Annotated in this window: 15 protein-coding genes and 1 CRISPR repeat array; of the genes, 14 read left to right on the plus strand and 1 reads right to left on the minus strand. The window is 42.8% G+C overall.

Annotated elements, in window-relative coordinates; all coding sequences use genetic code 11:
- Positions 1–9 precede the first annotated feature (9 nt).
- Both nqrF and G7Y39_RS04360 read left to right on the plus strand, forming a co-directional pair.
- Complete coding sequence (nqrF, locus tag G7Y39_RS04355; protein WP_370520356.1) at positions 10–1,284, plus strand: NADH:ubiquinone reductase (Na(+)-transporting) subunit F; 1,275 nt, start codon at positions 10–12, stop codon at positions 1,282–1,284.
- Positions 1,285–1,498: 214 nt separating this feature from the next.
- Positions 1,499–1,726 (plus strand): hypothetical protein, encoded by a 228-nt coding sequence (locus G7Y39_RS04360; RefSeq protein WP_241159960.1) that lies wholly within the window; start codon positions 1,499–1,501, stop codon positions 1,724–1,726.
- Positions 1,727–2,113: 387 nt separating this feature from the next.
- Here G7Y39_RS04360 and G7Y39_RS04370 read toward each other — a convergent pair whose 3' ends face one another.
- Entirely contained in the window at positions 2,114–2,575 is a 462-nt protein-coding gene (locus G7Y39_RS04370) for a type I restriction enzyme HsdR N-terminal domain-containing protein (RefSeq protein ID WP_165155440.1), read from the minus strand.
- A gap of 56 nt (positions 2,576–2,631) precedes the next feature.
- Here G7Y39_RS04370 and G7Y39_RS04375 point away from each other — a divergent pair, with 56 nt between their 5' ends.
- The 12 genes from G7Y39_RS04375 to csm3 all read left to right on the plus strand — a co-directional run bounded on the left by G7Y39_RS04375 (position 2,632) and on the right by csm3 (position 18,083).
- Positions 2,632–3,408, plus strand: coding sequence for an AMP nucleosidase (locus tag G7Y39_RS04375; protein ID WP_165155442.1), 777 nt, complete (start codon positions 2,632–2,634; stop codon positions 3,406–3,408).
- 19 nt (positions 3,409–3,427) lie between these two features.
- On the plus strand, positions 3,428–4,450 hold the full coding sequence (holA, locus tag G7Y39_RS04380) for a DNA polymerase III subunit delta (protein ID WP_165155444.1): 1,023 nt from the start codon (positions 3,428–3,430) through the stop codon (positions 4,448–4,450).
- A gap of 842 nt (positions 4,451–5,292) precedes the next feature.
- Positions 5,293–5,733 (plus strand): helix-turn-helix domain-containing protein, encoded by a 441-nt coding sequence (locus G7Y39_RS04385; protein ID WP_165155446.1) that lies wholly within the window; start codon positions 5,293–5,295, stop codon positions 5,731–5,733.
- Between the two features lie 82 nt (positions 5,734–5,815).
- Positions 5,816–6,601: a dihydroorotate dehydrogenase electron transfer subunit gene (locus G7Y39_RS04390; protein WP_165155498.1), complete on the plus strand. Its 786-nt coding sequence runs from the start codon at positions 5,816–5,818 to the stop codon at positions 6,599–6,601.
- Complete coding sequence (locus tag G7Y39_RS04395) at positions 6,589–7,500, plus strand: dihydroorotate dehydrogenase (protein WP_165155448.1); 912 nt, start codon at positions 6,589–6,591, stop codon at positions 7,498–7,500. Before G7Y39_RS04390 ends, G7Y39_RS04395 begins: the two co-directional genes overlap by 13 nt.
- 286 nt (positions 7,501–7,786) lie before the next feature.
- The gene (cas1, locus tag G7Y39_RS04400) at positions 7,787–8,767 is read left to right on the plus strand and encodes a CRISPR-associated endonuclease Cas1 (protein ID WP_165155500.1); all 981 of its coding nucleotides are present in this window, start codon (positions 7,787–7,789) and stop codon (positions 8,765–8,767) included.
- 2 nt (positions 8,768–8,769) lie between these two features.
- Entirely contained in the window at positions 8,770–9,789 is a 1,020-nt protein-coding gene (locus tag G7Y39_RS04405; RefSeq protein WP_165155450.1) for a CRISPR-associated primase-polymerase type B, read from the plus strand.
- A gap of 3 nt (positions 9,790–9,792) precedes the next feature.
- Positions 9,793–10,281: a CRISPR-associated endonuclease Cas2 gene (gene cas2 / locus G7Y39_RS04410; protein WP_165155452.1), complete on the plus strand. Its 489-nt coding sequence runs from the start codon at positions 9,793–9,795 to the stop codon at positions 10,279–10,281.
- A 151-nt stretch (positions 10,282–10,432) separates the two neighbouring features.
- Positions 10,433–12,901: a CRISPR direct-repeat array (repeat unit 37 nt; unit sequence ATCAGAGAAGTAATTCCATTAGAATAAGGATTAAGAC).
- Positions 12,902–13,759: 858 nt separating this feature from the next.
- A complete protein-coding gene (locus G7Y39_RS04415; RefSeq protein WP_165155454.1) occupies positions 13,760–14,437 on the plus strand; it encodes a CRISPR-associated endonuclease Cas6 in 678 nt (225 codons plus the stop codon).
- Between the two features lie 58 nt (positions 14,438–14,495).
- On the plus strand, positions 14,496–17,012 hold the full coding sequence (gene cas10, locus G7Y39_RS04420; protein ID WP_165155456.1) for a type III-A CRISPR-associated protein Cas10/Csm1: 2,517 nt from the start codon (positions 14,496–14,498) through the stop codon (positions 17,010–17,012).
- A 19-nt stretch (positions 17,013–17,031) separates the two neighbouring features.
- Positions 17,032–17,439, plus strand: a complete 408-nt coding sequence (gene csm2 / locus G7Y39_RS04425; protein ID WP_165155458.1) for a type III-A CRISPR-associated protein Csm2 — start codon at positions 17,032–17,034, stop codon at positions 17,437–17,439.
- An 11-nt stretch (positions 17,440–17,450) separates the two neighbouring features.
- Entirely contained in the window at positions 17,451–18,083 is a 633-nt protein-coding gene (gene csm3 / locus G7Y39_RS04430; protein ID WP_165155460.1) for a type III-A CRISPR-associated RAMP protein Csm3, read from the plus strand.
- Positions 18,084–18,093 lie beyond the last annotated feature (10 nt).

The raw sequence follows: 18,093 nt of genomic DNA on the forward strand, positions 1-18,093 counted from the left end.
ATTTTATTAATGTCTGGCGGACTTACGATCGGTGTCAGTGCAGTAGTATTTTTATTGATCACGCTGATCTTGGTCGGTTTGCTTTTGTTCGCCAAAGCAAAATTGGTACCTTCAGGAAATGTAAGCTTGAAGGTTAACGGAGAGAAAAATATAGAGACCCCGATTGGTGGAACTCTGCTAGGTGCGCTGCAGAGCGGTGGCATCTTCTTGTCTTCCGCTTGTGGTGGTGGTGGTAAATGCGGTCAGTGCCGTGCTCAAGTTATTGATGGCGGTGGCGAGATCCTACCTACCGAGAAAGGTTTCTTCTCTCGTAAACAAGTGAAAGATCATTGGCGTTTGGCTTGCCAATGCAAGGTGAAAGAGGATATGGTCGTTCAGGTACCGGACGAGGTATTTGGCGTTAAGGAATGGGAGTGCGAGGTCATCAGCAACAAGAACGTCGCTACCTTTATCAAGGAGTTTATCGTTGCGTTGCCTAAAGGTGAGCACATGAACTTTATTCCGGGCTCTTACGCCCAGATCAAGATCCCTGCATACTCGATGGATTATAACAAGGATATCGATAAGAGCTTGATCGGTTCTGAGTATCTGCCGGCTTGGGAGAAATTTGGTTTATTCGGTTTGAAGTGTAAGAACGACTCACCGTCTATCCGTGCGTATTCTATGGCCAACTATCCTGCCGAGGGTGACCGTATCATGTTGACCGTGCGTATCGCTACGCCTCCGTTTAAACCGAAACCACAAGTAGGTTTCATGGATGTGATGCCAGGTATCGCTTCCTCATATATCTATACATTGAAACCGGGTGATAAAGTGACGATGAGTGGTCCTTATGGTGATTTCCACCCAATTTTCGATTCTAAGAGAGAGATGATGTGGATTGGTGGTGGTGCCGGTATGGCTCCGTTGCGTGCCCAAATCATGCACATGACGAAGACGTTGAAGACAACGGATCGTAAGATGTCATATTTCTATGGCGCTCGTGCGTTGAACGAAGTGTTCTATTTGGAAGATTTCTTGGAAATCGAGAAAGAATTCCCGAACTTCACGTTCCACTTGGCGCTTGACCGTCCGGATCCTGCCGCTGATGCCGCGGGTGTTAAATATACGGCCGGTTTCGTTCATCAGGTAATCCTTGATACTTACTTGAAGGATCACGAGGCTCCGGAAGATATCGAATACTACATGTGTGGTCCGGGCCCGATGTCAAAGGCTGTGGAAAACATGCTGGATAACTTGGGTGTACCTCGTGAGATGTTGCATTTCGACGATTTCGGCGGATAAAAATAGGATTTCCATATCTACAGAAGGCGGGGGTTATAAGATCCTCGCCTTTTTTATTTTTGCGCTGAAGCTCCTCTTCGCGGAATATATACTGCATTGACGAAATAAGTACGGTTATGTCGGTGCATTAAAAATGTAGTTATTGTGAAATAATATGCAGCATTTATCGTTTTATAAGCATCTAAGCTTATATAGTCATAAAAACAAGTCAGACATGAAGCCATTGATCTTATCTTTTTTTGCGGTGTTATTAGGATATTCATTCTTTTTCGATAAAGATGATGAAATGGAAGCGCATAGTGTTGACCGGATGTCGTTAGAATCTAATTCTACGATGCCAGAGGAGGGGGATTCTGTCACTTTGTATGCGAAAAGACTCTCTAATACGCCGGAATATATCTTACGAATCGCAAAACCGGAGGATTATCTCTTCACGAAATAAAATTTTCTTGTTAAAATATTTGTTTATTTGACAAATATTGCTACGTTTGCACCCATGTAACTTTTAATGCGTGGGATATGGATTTGAAATCTACTCAATATATAGAAAAAACAGGAGGTGTCGCGAAGGCGTTTCTGTTTCTTTTTCTTCTCTTTCTATCAAGCACATATAATCTATTTAAGTTTGCCGGCCATGAAAATGGGGAGGTAGAGGTATCAGGGGTACTATCTTCTAAAACTTCCGGTAATGTCAAGTATGTAGAAGGAGATGACCTATCCGCGAACTGTAAATTACTGATCGATAGAACCATTCATTGGTTGGGGTGAGTGAGCCCTTATCTGATCCGTGCGGGTGCATAGAATGATAAGGGGGACTTATTTTTGGCAATTAAACGGTTTTCTCCAATAGATTGTATTCCGGTATATCTTTGAGGAAGGCGTATGTCCGTTTTTCATAGTCGATTTTGCAACAAAAATGACGGATGCCGTTGCTTACGGTTAGGTATTTTACGTGTAGAACCATGTTGTAACGTGCGATTTGGTCGAATACGGCGCTTGTTATCTCGATCTGCGGGGCTTTATATTCAACAATCATCAGAGGCGCAAGAAACCGATCGTATGCGACCGTATCGCATCGTTTGGATGTTCCGTTTAGTTTTACCGTCACTTCATTCGCTAAAAGTTCTTGGGGATAGTTTTTTTCCGTGACCAAATAGTTCACGAAATGTTGTCGTACCCATTCCTCTGGCGTTAACGCGACAAACTTTCGGCGTACAGAATCCCAGATAGAAGGCTTTCCTGCTTTCTCCATAACTTTGACTGAGAATTTTGGTAGATTTAATGGGAGCATTTGCTATATTTGCTATTTGTATTCTAAACTGAAATGCACCTCAAAGGTAGTTATTTATGAGAACAAAACAAGAAATCGTGGAAAATTGGCTGCCTCGTTATACCGAGCGAAAGCTAGAAGACTTCACCAAGCACATATTACTCACGAACTTCACTAAGTATGTCGAGATATTCGCGGATCATTTTAATGTCCCGATCTTGGGATTGAAAAGCTCGATGCCCAATGCTTCGGCTGAAGGGATTACCATCATCAATTTTGGAATGGGTAGTGCGAACGCTGCTACGATCATGGATTTATTATCAGCGATTATGCCCAAAGCTGTTCTTTTCCTCGGTAAATGTGGGGGATTGAAAAGGGCAAACGTATTAGGGGACTATGTATTGCCAATAGCGGCGATCCGGGGCGAGGGAACGTCGAATGAGTATTTACCGCCCGAGGTACCTTCATTACCCGCTTTTTCAATGCTTCGTGCCATATCTTCCGCCATACGCGATCATGGAAAAGATTATTGGACGGGTACGGTTTACACGACAAATCGCAGGGTTTGGGAATACGATAATGATTTCAAGGCATATCTTCGCAGTACGCATGCCACCGGTATCGATATGGAAACCGCGACCTTGCTGACCGCCGGTTTCGCCAACCAGATACCTACGGGCGCATTGCTAATGATATCGGATAAACCATTGGAGGAGGATGGCGTAAAAACAGAAGCGAGTGACCGAAAAGTAACCCAGCAATTTGTAGGAGAACAAGTCATGTTGGGGATTGAAGCTCTTCAACAGATTCTGGATGGAAAGAAGACGATCCGTCACATCCGCTTTAGTTGGTAATAGCAAAACCGCATAATTCATGGCAAAAAAAGAAATTACTTTCGAGGAGATTTGTAGGGATATAGCGGCTAGAAAGTTTCAGCCCGTTTACGTGTTAATGGGTGAAGAGCCTTTCTTCATCGATCAAATAACCGATTTGTTAATAAAAAACGTACTGGAGGAATCTGAGAGAGATTTCAATCAGATTATTCTGTATGGCGCGGATACGGATGCTATTTCTATTATCAACGCGGCACGTCGTTTTCCGATGATGTCCGAATATCAATTGATTGTTGTACGAGAGGCTCAACTAGTGAGAGATATAGAGCTGCTGAGCAATTATGTGAAGAACCCTTTGTCGTCAACTATATTGGTCATAAATTACAAATATAAGACTTTAGATCGCCGTCGTGCGTTGGCGGCCGCAACCGATAAAAATGGCATTTTATATGAGTCGAAAAAGATTCCGGATTATAAAATGCCGGGCTTTATCACCTCTTTGATGCAACAGCGTTCTATCGGTATCGATCCAAAAGCCGCTCAAATGCTCTCTGATTTCCTTGGAAACGATTTAAACCGTCTCAATAAGGAATTAGATAAGCTGACGATTATCTTGGCTGAAAAAGCCTCAAAACGCGTCACACCGGAATTGATAGAGCAAAACATCGGGGTTAGTAAAGAATACAATAACTTTGAGTTGATAAAGGCACTTGCCCTGAAAGATGTACTAAAGGCAAACCGGATCGCTCAGTATTTTGAGAAAAATCCTAAAAGTAATCCGATACAGATGACACTTCCTGTACTATTTAACTATTTCTCGAACCTGCTGATTTGTTATTATACGAAGGATCGATCGGAATCAGGATTGATGACCGCGCTTGGTTTGCGGGGAACTTATCAAGTCCGGGACTATCTCTTGGGCATGAAAAATTATTCAGCGATGAAAGTCTTTAATTTGATCAGTGATATCCGAACGACGGATGCAAGATCCAAGGGCGTGGAAAACTCTTCAGCAACTGATGCGGATTTATTAATAGAATTACTTTACAAGATTTTACATTAAACAGAAGTCATAGTCTTAATGGGAGGGTAAAGGGCCTTTTTTTCTAGAATGATAAAAAATTCAAACTGGAAAAAGAGGTCTTTTTGTTTATTTATCAATTAATTACGCCTATTTTATCTCGCTGAGATTTCAAAATTTATTTGATCACGTATCTTTCTCCTCAAAAATCACAAGGAATCTGCACTTAAAATTATAATCGTATCAGCTGTACATTATCTTCATTATCAGATTGAGGAAAAAGAGACAAGTTGGCAGTAAAAGTAATGGAGGAGATTCATTATGTATATAAATGTAACATAGAAAAAGAGGTTTACAATCATATCTGCCCTAAAAATTGTTGAATGGATTACAGATTTAGTTTACTACTGTAATCTATTTATGCATGTCACAAATGTACAAGGTTTACGTTACTGATCTAAATCATGAATTAGTATCTATTTTTCTATCCACGTACGCTCTATCATAAGTTCTAAACAGCCAGTTTTTTTATATAAAATATTAATCGTTTACTTTAACTAAACAGGTTTTTTCTGTCTACAAACGTAAAAATTCCCTTGAATCACGCCTTGATTATGGATTTATATATCTATATATCAATAAAATATTCCAATGGTTTAAAGTTCTGCTAAATGCGCGAACTCCCCCGTGTCAGACACTGTTCACATTTATACTTAGTACAATTGTATCGTATCGTCACAAATGTTTCTATTTAGTTTTATAAAAATAAATTGTGCAAATGGAAATATTGATTTACCTTTGTGTCGAGTTTACTTTATCGATAATTATCTTGGTAAACGGTCATAATGGCAGGATTCTAGTAAGGATTTAAGATAGATATGAATATGAGAGATCGTATTTTAAAAATAATGGAACATGAAGGACTTACCCCTTCTAAATTTGCTGAATCGATCGGTATACAGCGTTCAGCAATGTCACATATTACATCTGGGAGAAATAATCCGAGTTTGGATGTCCTGTTAAAGATATTGGAACGGTTCACTTATATTGATTCCGACTGGCTGTTGTTTGGTAAAGGTGAAATGATTCGAGAACATGTGTTAACCGAACCCAATTTGTTTACAAATATGCTCGAAAATCGCCCCAATGTACAGGTTGCCGCTGAAAATCGCAAGGAAATTGGGGTTGAGACACCTGTAAACACCCATAAACAATCTGTTGTAGAGCAAGTTATACGTCAAGAAAAACCATCTAAAAATGTGAGTAAAATAATGATATTTTACTCAGATAACACGTTTGATACCTTTGTCCCGGAAAAAAGTTAGAACGAAAAGGTTTACAGAGGGGGGTTATAACCTATATGCCACTTTTGTTGTATCTTCGCGGATAAACAGAGTAATCATGTATATGAAGAAGTACATCTTAGACATGAAGGTGACCGAAAACTGTCGCCTCCATAAGAATTATTGCCTGCTAAAGTTAACCTCGGCTGATAATCTCCCGGAGATCTTTCCCGGACAGTTTGTGGAGGTTCGCGTGGAAAACTCTCCTACAACATTCTTGCGTCGTCCGATTTCAGTCAACTATGTAGATAAGTCTAGAAATGAGTTGTGGTTATTGATTCAACTGGTTGGCGATGGCACGAGGAAAATGGCAGCGTTCCATCCCGGTGATATTGTAAATATAATGTTGCCATTGGGTAATGGTTTTACAATTCCTTCCAAGGAACAGGAGGGCAAAAGATTCTTGCTGATTGGCGGAGGTGTTGGAACCGCTCCGATGTTGTATCTGGGAGCTTGTCTAAAAGAAGCAGGTTTTGAGCCTGCGTTCCTGCTGGGAGCCCGCTCGGAGAGTGATGTGTTGCAGTTGGATGAATTCCGGAGATTGGGTAAGGTTTATATCACAACCGAAGACGGTTCATTGGGCGAGAAAGGATATGTGACAGATCATACGATCCTTAAAGAGGTCCGATTTGACCGGATTTACACTTGTGGCCCTAAACCGATGATGGTGGCGGTAGCGAGATACGCGGGCGCGGAAGCGATTTCCTGCGAGGTTTCTCTTGAGAACACGATGGCTTGTGGCATAGGTGCCTGTTTGTGCTGCGTAGAGAAAAACAAGGAAGGTCATAATGTGTGTGTGTGTGCAGAAGGTCCCGTATTTAATATTGAGAAATTGTCATGGCTGAATTAAATGTAAACATTGGGAATTTACCGTTGAAGAATCCGGTAATGACAGCGTCCGGCACGTTCGGATATGGTATAGAATATGCTGATTTCATGGATATTTCACGTTTAGGTGGTATTTTCGTGAAAGGTACTACCATCCAGCCCCGTGAAGGTAATGATTATCCAAGAATGGCGGAGACTCCCTCCGGCATGTTGAATGCCGTGGGGCTTCAGAATAAGGGCGCCGATTATTTCGCTGAGCATATTTATCCGGAGATCAAGGACATCGATACGAATATGATCGTAAACGTGAGTGGATCTTCGGTTGAGACATACGTAGAATGTGCGGAAAAGATCGCTGAGCTGGATAAGATTCCAGCCATCGAGCTGAACATTTCTTGTCCGAACGTCAAGCAAGGCGGCATGGCTTTCGGTGTTACCGCATGTGGCGCGGGAGAGGTTGTCAAGGCCGTCCGCAAGGTTTATCCGAAGACACTTATTGTAAAACTTTCACCAAACGTCACTGATATTACGGAGATCGCCAAGGCTGTTGAGGCGGAGGGCGCGGACGCAGTCTCGTTAATCAACACGATGCTTGGGATGGCCATCGACGCGGAGAGACGTAAGCCCCTATTATCTACAATAACCGGAGGTCTTTCCGGGCCTTGCGTAAAACCTGTGGCTTTACGTATGGTATGGCAAACCTATCATGCGGTGAAGATCCCGATTATAGGTTTGGGAGGTATTTCAAATTGGAAAGATGCCGTAGAGTTCCTGTTAGCAGGGGCTAGCGCTATCCAGATCGGAACTTATAACTTTATAGATCCAACCGTATCTATCAAGGTTATTGATGGATTGAATGACTATTGTGACCGGCATGGTTTTAAATCGGTAACGGAGTTGATCGGAGCGTTGAATATCTAAATGATAACAAACAGATTCCAAGCAATTATTATCGCAAATATAAGCCAGCTATAAAATAAGGGAAACGGGATGATACATAACACACATCCGGCTGCCCCTGAACCAACCACTCGGGCAAGCCTTTGCCTACGACAGCCCCTAATCCATAATTTTATATGTATAAATATTTGGCCTTAAAGATGTGATTTTTAGAAATAAAAACAAAATAATGTGTACATTTGCGATAAACCACGTTTTATCGTGCGGAGTGCTTTGCCCGCATGATAAAAGATAAAATCAAATGAGTATGGAATTAGTGTTGAACACGTTCGGAATATCACTCAGTCGTGATAACGAAGGCTTTGTTATCCTTTCGGAAGACGGGAAACAACGGATTCCGGCAATCGGTATCACCTCGATCCAGATCAGTCGCGGCGCGCAGATAACGAGCGATGCCGTACTGCTTGCCATAGAGAGGGAGATCGAGGTCTTGTTCATGGATCGGAGCGGACAGCCGATGGGACGGATTTGGAGTCCGAAGTATGGATCCGTATCGACGATCCGGAAAGGGCAATTGAGCTTTACCTTTACCAAGGATGCCGTCTCGTGGATCAAGGAGATCATCTTAAGGAAGATAGAGAACCAGCAAGCCTTATTGTTGCTGATGATTCCCCGATCGGTGGAGATAGAGAAGAAAGTGCGTAAATCCATTGATCGCTTAGAGGATTATCGGACAAAGATAAGGAGTGTCGATGGAGAGATCGTGACCGATGTGGCTCCTTCCTTGCGGGGCTGGGAAGGGCTTTCCTCGAAGATCTATTTTGAGACCTTGAATTTGTTCCTGCCTGAGGAGTACCGTTTCGCGGGTAGAAGCCAACATCCCGCGATGGATATAGCCAATGCCCTGTTGAACTATGGTTACGGGCTGCTGTACGGAAAAATCGAGGGAGCCTTGATCAAGGCAGGCATTGATCCTTATATCGGGGTGATGCACAGAGATGACTACAATCGTCCGGTCTTGGTCTACGATGTAATAGAGCTGTATCGGATATGGGTGGATTATGTGGTTTGCCTCTTGCTGATGCAGCGGGTGGTAACCGATGAGTATTACTTGGTAAGGGAAGACGGCTCTTATTGGTTAGAGGCATTGGGACGCCGTGTGCTGATCCAGTCCTTGAATGACTACTTGGACGAGGTCGTAGCGGTAAAGGGTGTCTCGAGAAGCCGATTGAATCAAATAACGCTTTATGCGCAAGAGCTTGCGCAACAATGGAAAAAATATAATTGATCATGATTTCCGCAGGTATAAACATTATCGCGAACGCGGATCAGTTGCACAAGGTGCCCGTTAAATCCGTGTACGACTCGTTGCGTAATCCTCGTCCGAACATCGTCTCGGCAATCCGGCAACTGCGGATTGTCAGGGAGATCGACGAGAAGCAATACGGTGCGTTGAAACGTCAACTCCCTTACCTGGTATGTGGGATGTTCAATCCCCCTTATCGCAAGACGGAGAACTTCGCCTATACGGAGTATTTCATGGTCGACATCGATCATTTGTCCGGCAAGGGGCTGTCTGTACAAGAGACTCGCAGGCGGATAGAGGAAGACTCTCGAGTGGTCTTGGCTTTCGTCTCTCCGGGTGAGGACGGGTTGAAGATCTTGTTCAAGCTGAGCGAACGTTGCTATGATAGTGGGGTGTATTCCCTGTTCTATAAATCATTCTTGATGAGCTTCAGCGAGCAATACGCCTTGCAACAGGTGGTCGATAAGCGGACGAGCGACGTGACAAGGGCATGCTTCATCAGCATGGATCCGGAGGCCTACTATAATCCGGATGCGGATTTGGTAAATATGAGAGCGTTCTTGGACGTAGATAGCCCCAGCGCGTTGTTCGAGTTGAAGAGAAAGCAGGAGCAAATGCTCAAGGAGAGTGCCGCATCCTCTCCTAAACGGGATGAAGGGATTGGTTCTTCGGATCCGGACAAGGAGGCGATGGATCGGATCAAGCAATTACTCAATCCGAAAGCCCCCAAGGAGAAGGCACCCGTCTTCGTGCCGAAAGAACTGGATGAGATCATGTTGAAGCTGAAACCATACGTGGAAGAGACAGGGGTGGCTGTCTCGGAAGTGATCAACATTCAGTATGGAAAGAAGATCCGCTTCGTGATGGGACTGAAGCAGGCCGAGGTGAATTTGTTTTTCGGGAAGAGAGGTTTCTCGGTCGTTCGTTCTCCCCGTTCCGGGACAAACGCGGAGCTGAATGAGTTGATGACGGATTTGGTTCGAGACTTTATCAACAACCATTGACCTATGGCAAGGAAGAAAGGAGGAAAGCCTCCGCTTTCATTTGCAGAGGTGATGCGCAAGTTGGTTCATGCGGGAATTTCCGGCTCATCAGTTCCCAATCGGCAACCGAATGAGCTGGAGGAGATGCCCACATTGGATGAGCGGATAGAAATGGTATTAGGAATCGTTAATCGGGCTGACAGGCCCTCTTCGAATATGTTGTTTTTCGTGATGTATGACATAGAGAGCAATAAGGTTCGCTATCAAGTGGCCAAATACTTGCTGCGCAAAGGTTGTGTACGTATACAGCGTTCTATCTTCTTGGCGGATTTGGGAATGGAGGAATACGATCATATTCGTAGTGACTTAACGGAAGTCCAAGCGGCTTACGAGAACAAGGATAGCATCTTGATTGTCCCTATCTCCCCGGATTATCTTCGCTCGATGAAGATAATCGGCCAAAAGATCGCGTTGGATATCATCATGCGCAATAAGAATACGTTGTTCTTTTGAGTCTTTTTCGCTTAAATCGCTCTTTGACTTATTGAAAAAAGCACTATCTTTGCAGTCTCTTAGAAACGGGTTAATATTTGTGAATTAACAAGTGAATGTATATGAGTCTATAAGGTATAGATTTGAAATATAGAGATTTAAGAATTTTGGTATCAGAAAAGTAATTCCATTAGAATAAGGATTAAGACCCTAGAAGGCGAGATATTTCTTGCTTTAGTTGGTTATCAGAAAAGTAATTCCATTAGAATAAGGATTAAGACTTCCATTACTCTCTGATATTCTTTAAAATATTTTAAAATCAGAAAAGTAATTCCATTAGAATAAGGATTAAGACACCATGCCAGGTTCTTAGCATGGTCAGGTTGCGACCCATCAGAGAAGTAATTCCATTAGAATAAGGATTAAGACTTTTAATTCTTTCACCGTTCCCATTCCTGTTCTCCTATCAGAGAAGTAATTCCATTAGAATAAGGATTAAGACTCGGCCTCTTGGCCAACATACGAATCCTTTCTCTCATCAGAGAAGTAATTCCATTAGAATAAGGATTAAGACCTAGAATAGTGAGATGACATATGAAACTCAACATTAATCAGAGAAGTAATTCCATTAGAATAAGGATTAAGACGCTAGGCGAGATATTTCTTGTTTTAATTTTTTTACTCTATCAGAGAAGTAATTCCATTAGAATAAGGATTAAGACAGCAGGCGAGATACTTGTTCTTTCAGTTGTTTTACTATCAGAGAAGTAATTCCATTAGAATAAGGATTAAGACAGAAGGCGAGATATTTCTTGTTTTAGTTCTTTTACCGTATCAGAGAAGTAATTCCATTAGAATAAGGATTAAGACTTTAACCATTCGTTGACTGTCCTTTCCTGCTGCTCCAGTATCAGAGAAGTAATTCCATTAGAATAAGGATTAAGACAGTTCTTGCAATTGTGATGGCTGAATATGTTATCAATATATCAGAGAAGTAATTCCATTAGAATAAGGATTAAGACCCTTAGCGCATGAAACGACCAACCAGATTACAACGCAATCAGAGAAGTAATTCCATTAGAATAAGGATTAAGACTCCTGTCCAAAGACAGGTACTGTAGAGGGTTAAAAAGATCAGAGAAGTAATTCCATTAGAATAAGGATTAAGACAATTTCGTTTCATTGCTTCGATAGCTTTCGACTTTATCAGAGAAGTAATTCCATTAGAATAAGGATTAAGACGTGTTTTCAGCCTCAATGGCTGCTATCTCGCCTAGCAATCAGAGAAGTAATTCCATTAGAATAAGGATTAAGACGCGAGATACTTGTTCTTTTAGTTCTTTTACCCGTTATCAGAGAAGTAATTCCATTAGAATAAGGATTAAGACTCCTGCCACAAGCATAATAAACGTTTTCATTTCTAATCAGAGAAGTAATTCCATTAGAATAAGGATTAAGACCGGACATTCATAGACGGTTTACGGAGAAACAAAACCATCAGAGAAGTAATTCCATTAGAATAAGGATTAAGACCACCGGCAGAATCCCGCTCAACGTCCTTGCCATTGGACGATCAGAGAAGTAATTCCATTAGAATAAGGATTAAGACAGCAGGCGAGATACTTCTTCCTTTAACTTTTTTACCCATCAGAGAAGTAATTCCATTAGAATAAGGATTAAGACTGGATAAATTCTTCATAAAGAGAATTTCCTTATTTAAATCAGAGAAGTAATTCCATTAGAATAAGGATTAAGACCTTTTCTAAACTCAATACATGTGAATAGTATCACACACAATCAGAGAAGTAATTCCATTAGAATAAGGATTAAGACCAGGCACTACAAACGTATTTTGACATACGTTTAACGGATCAGAGAAGTAATTCCATTAGAATAAGGATTAAGACCGCTTACAGGTATAAAGATTCATTACACATCAAAAAGTATCAGAGAAGTAATTCCATTAGAATAAGGATTAAGACTATTCCTATCTCTAGCTATCCACATTTCCATAGCTTATCAGAGAAGTAATTCCATTAGAATAAGGATTAAGACTTGAGGACTTTAAACTTTATATTGTGGCTGAAACAATCAGAGAAGTAATTCCATTAGAATAAGGATTAAGACTTATTCATACTCCTCGACTAATAAAGAAAACGTTTTCATCAGAGAAGTAATTCCATTAGAATAAGGATTAAGACTCAGTACGACAGGTTTCCCTGAGTCCTGCATGATACCAATCAGAGAAGTAATTCCATTAGAATAAGGATTAAGACAATAGCCATTGTTTCCAACGGAACGTTTTTCGTCGTCATCAGAGAAGTAATTCCATTAGAATAAGGATTAAGACTGGACATTCCAAAGATAGGCGCGGCCATTGCAAATATCAGAAAAGTAATTCCATTAGAATAAGGATTAAGACTACGCCCGCCTATACTTGTCGAGAAGATTAGCGGTTATCAGAAAAGTAATTCCATTAGAATAAGGATTAAGACGAGGTTTGCGCACCTCTTTTGAAGGATGAAACACGTATCAGAAAAGTAATTCCATTAGAATAAGGATTAAGACAGACATTCTTTTCGCTTCACCAGTGACCTTAACGCAATCAGAAAAGTAATTCCATTAGAATAAGGATTAAGACTCATTATATTGGAACTTATCCTCACAATGTCACCTACTTCCGCAAACCGGAGCGTCTCGACACACCACGGTATCTTATACAGATCGAAATTAAGGCGAAAACAAGAGCGTTTTTACGTATCGCACCGACGCGTTTCCGTGTACTTACATCGAGCGAGGTACTGAAAAAACAGGCTTTTTTGCTCACGAAATCGCCGGAAAAACGGCTTTTTGAGATCACGGAGATCACGTCGGAACAGGTAAAAGCCAATTTTTTGCGCCCTGAGCAGGAGAAGGAGAACAGCGACCCTGGGAAACCCGAAAACACTAAGAATCAAAAGAATAAGACGGAAACAACGCCGCCTCCCTAAACAGGAGCAGGGCGCAAAGGGCGCAAAAACAAGACCTCCGCTAAAAATATATATATATATAAATATTCATCTTACTGTGTAAGTACGATGTAAATTTATATATATATAAAAGTTTTTATAAAGGCTCGTAAAGATGCGCCCTTTGCGCCCTACTCTCCCCATTCGTTTCTTATTGAGACCCGACCGGAAAACCATTGAGATACGGCGCCAAGTCAATGGAACGCGAGATGGATTCCAGAGACTTAGCCCCCCCTGACAAAGAAGTTTCCGCGGATCATTTTAGAGGTGTGGGCGCAAGCATAAGCTTTCTTGGCTCTTCGTCACGGTCGTGTTTGTAGCCTGATAAGTAGCAGACTTACGGAAGCGAAGGTAGTAGAGCGGGGTGTTGCCAGATAGTGATTTTTTGTTTAGATTTGCACGGATCTATAAATCAGTAGGTTTCTAAGTGTCCGGTTGACCGGTCGCTTTTGGATGTATCATGGAAAGACAAGAAAGGACAAAAGAAGACAATGAGAAAAATAAAAATACTTTGTGTCAGATTCAGCAACCCGTTACAAAACAATGAGGTGGAATTGTTCAGGGGAGCCGTGTTAAGTAAGTTGCCGGAAGCCTCGGTCTTGTTTCATAATCATGTGAACGACAACTTTCGCTATTCTTATCCATTGATCCAATACAAACGCCTCTTTGGTAAAGCTGCCATTGTCAGCTTGGAAGAGGGAACGGAGGCGATCGGCGAACTGTTCTCGGCAGGTGATTTTTGTTTTCAGATAGGCGATCGGATGGTAAAGATGGAGATCGAGTCGATCCGGCCTCAGCAAGTACTGGTTCAACCTTGGGAATCCTCCTTCACCTATCTCCTGCATCGCTGGTTGCCCTTCAATGAAGATAATTACCGGCTCTATCAGCGATTGGAGGGACTTGCCGAGCGTTATGACTTCTTGGAGAAGAAGTTGATCGGCAACATCCTTTCGTTCGCCAAGGGGGTGGGTATCTATTTCGATGCCCGTTTGACGTGCAAGATCTTGGAGGTAGAGAATCCCTATTGGATCACCTACAAAGGAGTGCGGATGATGGCGTTCAACATCCGTTTCAAGACCAATGTCTCCCTACCTGAAAATATCGGGCTAGGCAAGGGGGTGAGCTTGGGAAATGGAATTTTACATGCGTATTTTCGGAAAAAAACTTGATTTTTCTTTTTATAATGCTTAGATTTGTAGTCAGTTATAGCTCTAAGTCTAATGGATTATGGAAAATTGTAGAGAACGCGTTTATTTGGCAGCCTTGCTACACGACATAGGGAAGTTCTACCAGCGGGCGGACCGAGGCTTTTCGGATCGGTATAATACGCTGTCGGATTCTTCGAAACGGATGGCCGGGTTGATCTGCCCTGTAAATGAGTATGGACGGTTTGGTTATCAGCATGTCGTTTGGACAAACGAATTGTTCGAACGGTTGGGTCGTAAGTTGATGGAGGTTCCGGGCATGAAGCAGAATCTGTTTTATGACGAGGTGGATGATTCGTTGGCTAGGTTGGCGTGCAACCATCATGTCCCGCGTACGGAACAGCAGGCTTTGATAACATTGGCCGATTGGTGGAGCGCGGGCATAGATCGGCGCGAACCGAGGGAGAAGGAGGATGTCGATGACGCCGAACCGATTAAGTGGGGAAAAGGTCGCTATAAACAAATTCCCTTGTATTCCATTTTCAACCAATTGTTTGATGGAGATTATCAATATGCATTTCCATTGAACTTTCTGACGCTGGAAAAGGATCTGTTTCCTCGCGAGGTCAAGCAAAAGGAAGATGGGCTTGGCGAGGCAAGTTACGCGCTTTTGTGGGAAAAGTTCGCCGAAGAGTTCGGGTCGCTTCCGACAGACACGTTCAGCGCTTTTTCGGAAAGCCTGATTTATTTGTTGAGGAAATATACGTGGTGCATACCGTCCAACACGATGGATATGGCCAACGTGAGTTTGTTCGAACATTTGAAGACGACAGCCTCGTTTGCCGATTGTTTATGGCTTTACAAGCAAGAAAACCCGGATGATTTTTCTTGGAATCCTTCCCGTTACCGGCTGGATTTGAAACCGGGCGTTTGTCCGGTGCTGTTGGTCGGGGGAGATATTTCCGGCATACAGAGATTCATATACAACATTTCTTCTCAAAAGGCTGCCGTCAGTTTGAAAGGGCGTTCTTTCTATTTGCAATTGCTGATAGATTCCATCATCCAGCGGATCATCAACCGTTTGGAGGTGACGGTCGGCCATATTGTCTACTCCTCCGGAGGTAAATTCTTTATGCTCTTGCCCAATACGAGAAAGGTGAAAGAGGCTTTGGAGGAATTGGGGAAAGAGTTTGAGCGTTTTTTGTGGGAACAGCATAAAGGCAGTTTGTTGTTCAATTGGGATGCTGTCGCTTTCGCGTATGAAACGGATTCCGGGCAGTTGTATTTCGAGGGGCACAGGCATTCCTTGGGCGCTTTGTGGAAACGGCTGTCGGATAAATTGGCAGAGCGGAAAAACCGCAAATTCAGTTCGGTTTTGCTGGCTGATTATGACCGCGTTTTTGTCCCTCAAACCGTAGATCCCGAAGGTCGGATTTGTGCCGTGACAGGAATAGAATCCGCGAGTTGTGTGCCGGTTGATCCAAAACAGGGAAACCCGGTCTATGTTTTGCCATCGGTCAAGGAACAGATTGATTTGGGAAATATACTGAAAGATGCCGATTACATACTGACCCATAAATCGGCCGGAGGGGCGGATTATCTGGCGAACCGTTCGAAATTCGATATTTCGGTAGTTGGTGTGCACAGCTACTTCTTTGACCAGAAAGAGCTGACTGATGATGATGCGCATTTCCGCAAGATTACCTCTGCCGATGTGAATCGGGTGAAGCGGATCAATCAGACAAACTTTTTGGCTGCCCGGTTGAAAGGGCAGCAGGTCAGTTATGGTTTTCAGTTTTATGGCGGGAATGAGCAGGCGAAATCGGGTGATAGCCTGAAAACGTTTGAAGAGTTGGCCTCCGGTTCTTATTTGGGAATCCTAAGGATGGATGTCGATAATTTGGGGCGGATATTCATAGAAGGACTTCCTGAACAGGACAGGAGTTTTGCCGCCTATTCGACCTTGTCTTTTATGCTGGATTATTTCTTTAGCGGCTACCTGAATGTGATTCGTAAACGCTATGAGGCGGACGTCAATATCCTGTATGCCGGTGGTGATGATGTGTTTGCCATCGGGCGCTGGGATCAGCTGCTCTTGTTCGCGCGTGATGTCAGGAGAGAGTTCACCCGGTTTGCCGGACGCAAGGATGTGACGATTTCCGGCGGTATGGTGGTTGTGGATCGTAAGTTCCCGATAGCCAAGGCTGCCGAACTTGCCGGGGATGCGGAAGATGCAGCCAAGAAATTTCAGGGAGGAAAGAAGAATGCCCTGAATCTTTTCGGTGAGAATATATCTTGGGAGGAGGAGTTCGATTTTGTAGAGGGCTATAAAAACAGGCTTGTTGATTTGTGCAAAGGGAAAGAGATGCCCGTTTCGATCCTGCATAGGTTGATGGATTTTTATGGTGAGATGAAACGGGGTGAGTATAGCTATCTTTGGCATACAGCCTATTATCTGACACGGTTTGCCAATGGAAAAAGCGACCGGGTGGCTGCTTTTTGCAAAGAACTCGCATGCATCTTGTGTGATAAAAGAACATACGAACTGATCGCTGTTTCTGCCCGGTGGGCGGAGTTGGAAATAAGATTTGAAAAATAGGAACTAAAAAATATATAGTATGGCATATCCGAACGATAAAATGAAAAAGGATTGGATTCAGAATGGAATATCCAATGAAGCCGTGGAATGGGCTAAATCTTTTGGGGAATATTTGACTAAAGATGTAAAGGGTGTAAAGGGGGCTTTGACTACTTCGCAGCTAAGGAAATTCTTTGGGGAGTTACGGCGTATCGATTCTGATTTCCCCCACAAGAAGAACGGTATTATTATGTTGAAACCCATGTTGGCCTATGCGGTCGGCAGGGATGGAAATAAGACAAGAATCAAAGAATTCGGAGACGAAATATCTAAGGGTATAGATGCTATCCGCTTGGAAGATAAGGTTAATGCAAAGAGTGATTTCAATAACTTTTTGAAGATTTTTGAAGCGATTGTGGCGTACCACAAATTTTATGGTGGAAAATAACAGATAAAGATATGGAAAGACTGATATCAAAAATAAAAGTGACAGCAGATTTGGAACTGCTTACCGGATTGCATATTGGAGGCAACAGTGATAACGTGGAAATCGGAGGCATTGATTTGCCGGTGATCAAATCGCCTTTGCATCGTGGACAGCCTTATATCCCGGGTAGTTCATTGAAAGGGAAAATGCGTTGTCTGTTGGAACAAATGAATGGTTCATCCAAAGTAGGAGGGTGTGGCAAAGTAAATAATTTGTTTGGCTATTCCTCTGAGAACAGACCCTCCAAGTTGATCGTCCGGGATGCCTATCTATTGGAGTCATCCGTCAAGGAGTTAGAGAACTGCGACAGTCTGGATATGCCATACACGGAAGGCAAATGGGAAAATACCATCGATCGGGTCAAGGGAACGGCTGAACATCCTCGTCAGATAGAACGTGTCCCTGCCGGTGCCTTTTTTCATGTTGAGTTCATCATCAATGTGTGGGATGATGACAAGAAAGAGGAGTTGCTTGATCTGTTGGACGAAGGTATCAAGGCGTTGGAAAATGACTATTTGGGAGGCAATGGCAGTCGTGGATATGGACAAGTAAGGTTCAGCCCCAGAACGATTGAAACGGTTTTCCCTAAATCGGAATCAAATTAAAAGATCGATC

Source organism: Parabacteroides sp. ZJ-118 (assembly GCF_011038785.1).
Lineage (GTDB): Bacteria > Bacteroidota > Bacteroidia > Bacteroidales > Tannerellaceae > Parabacteroides.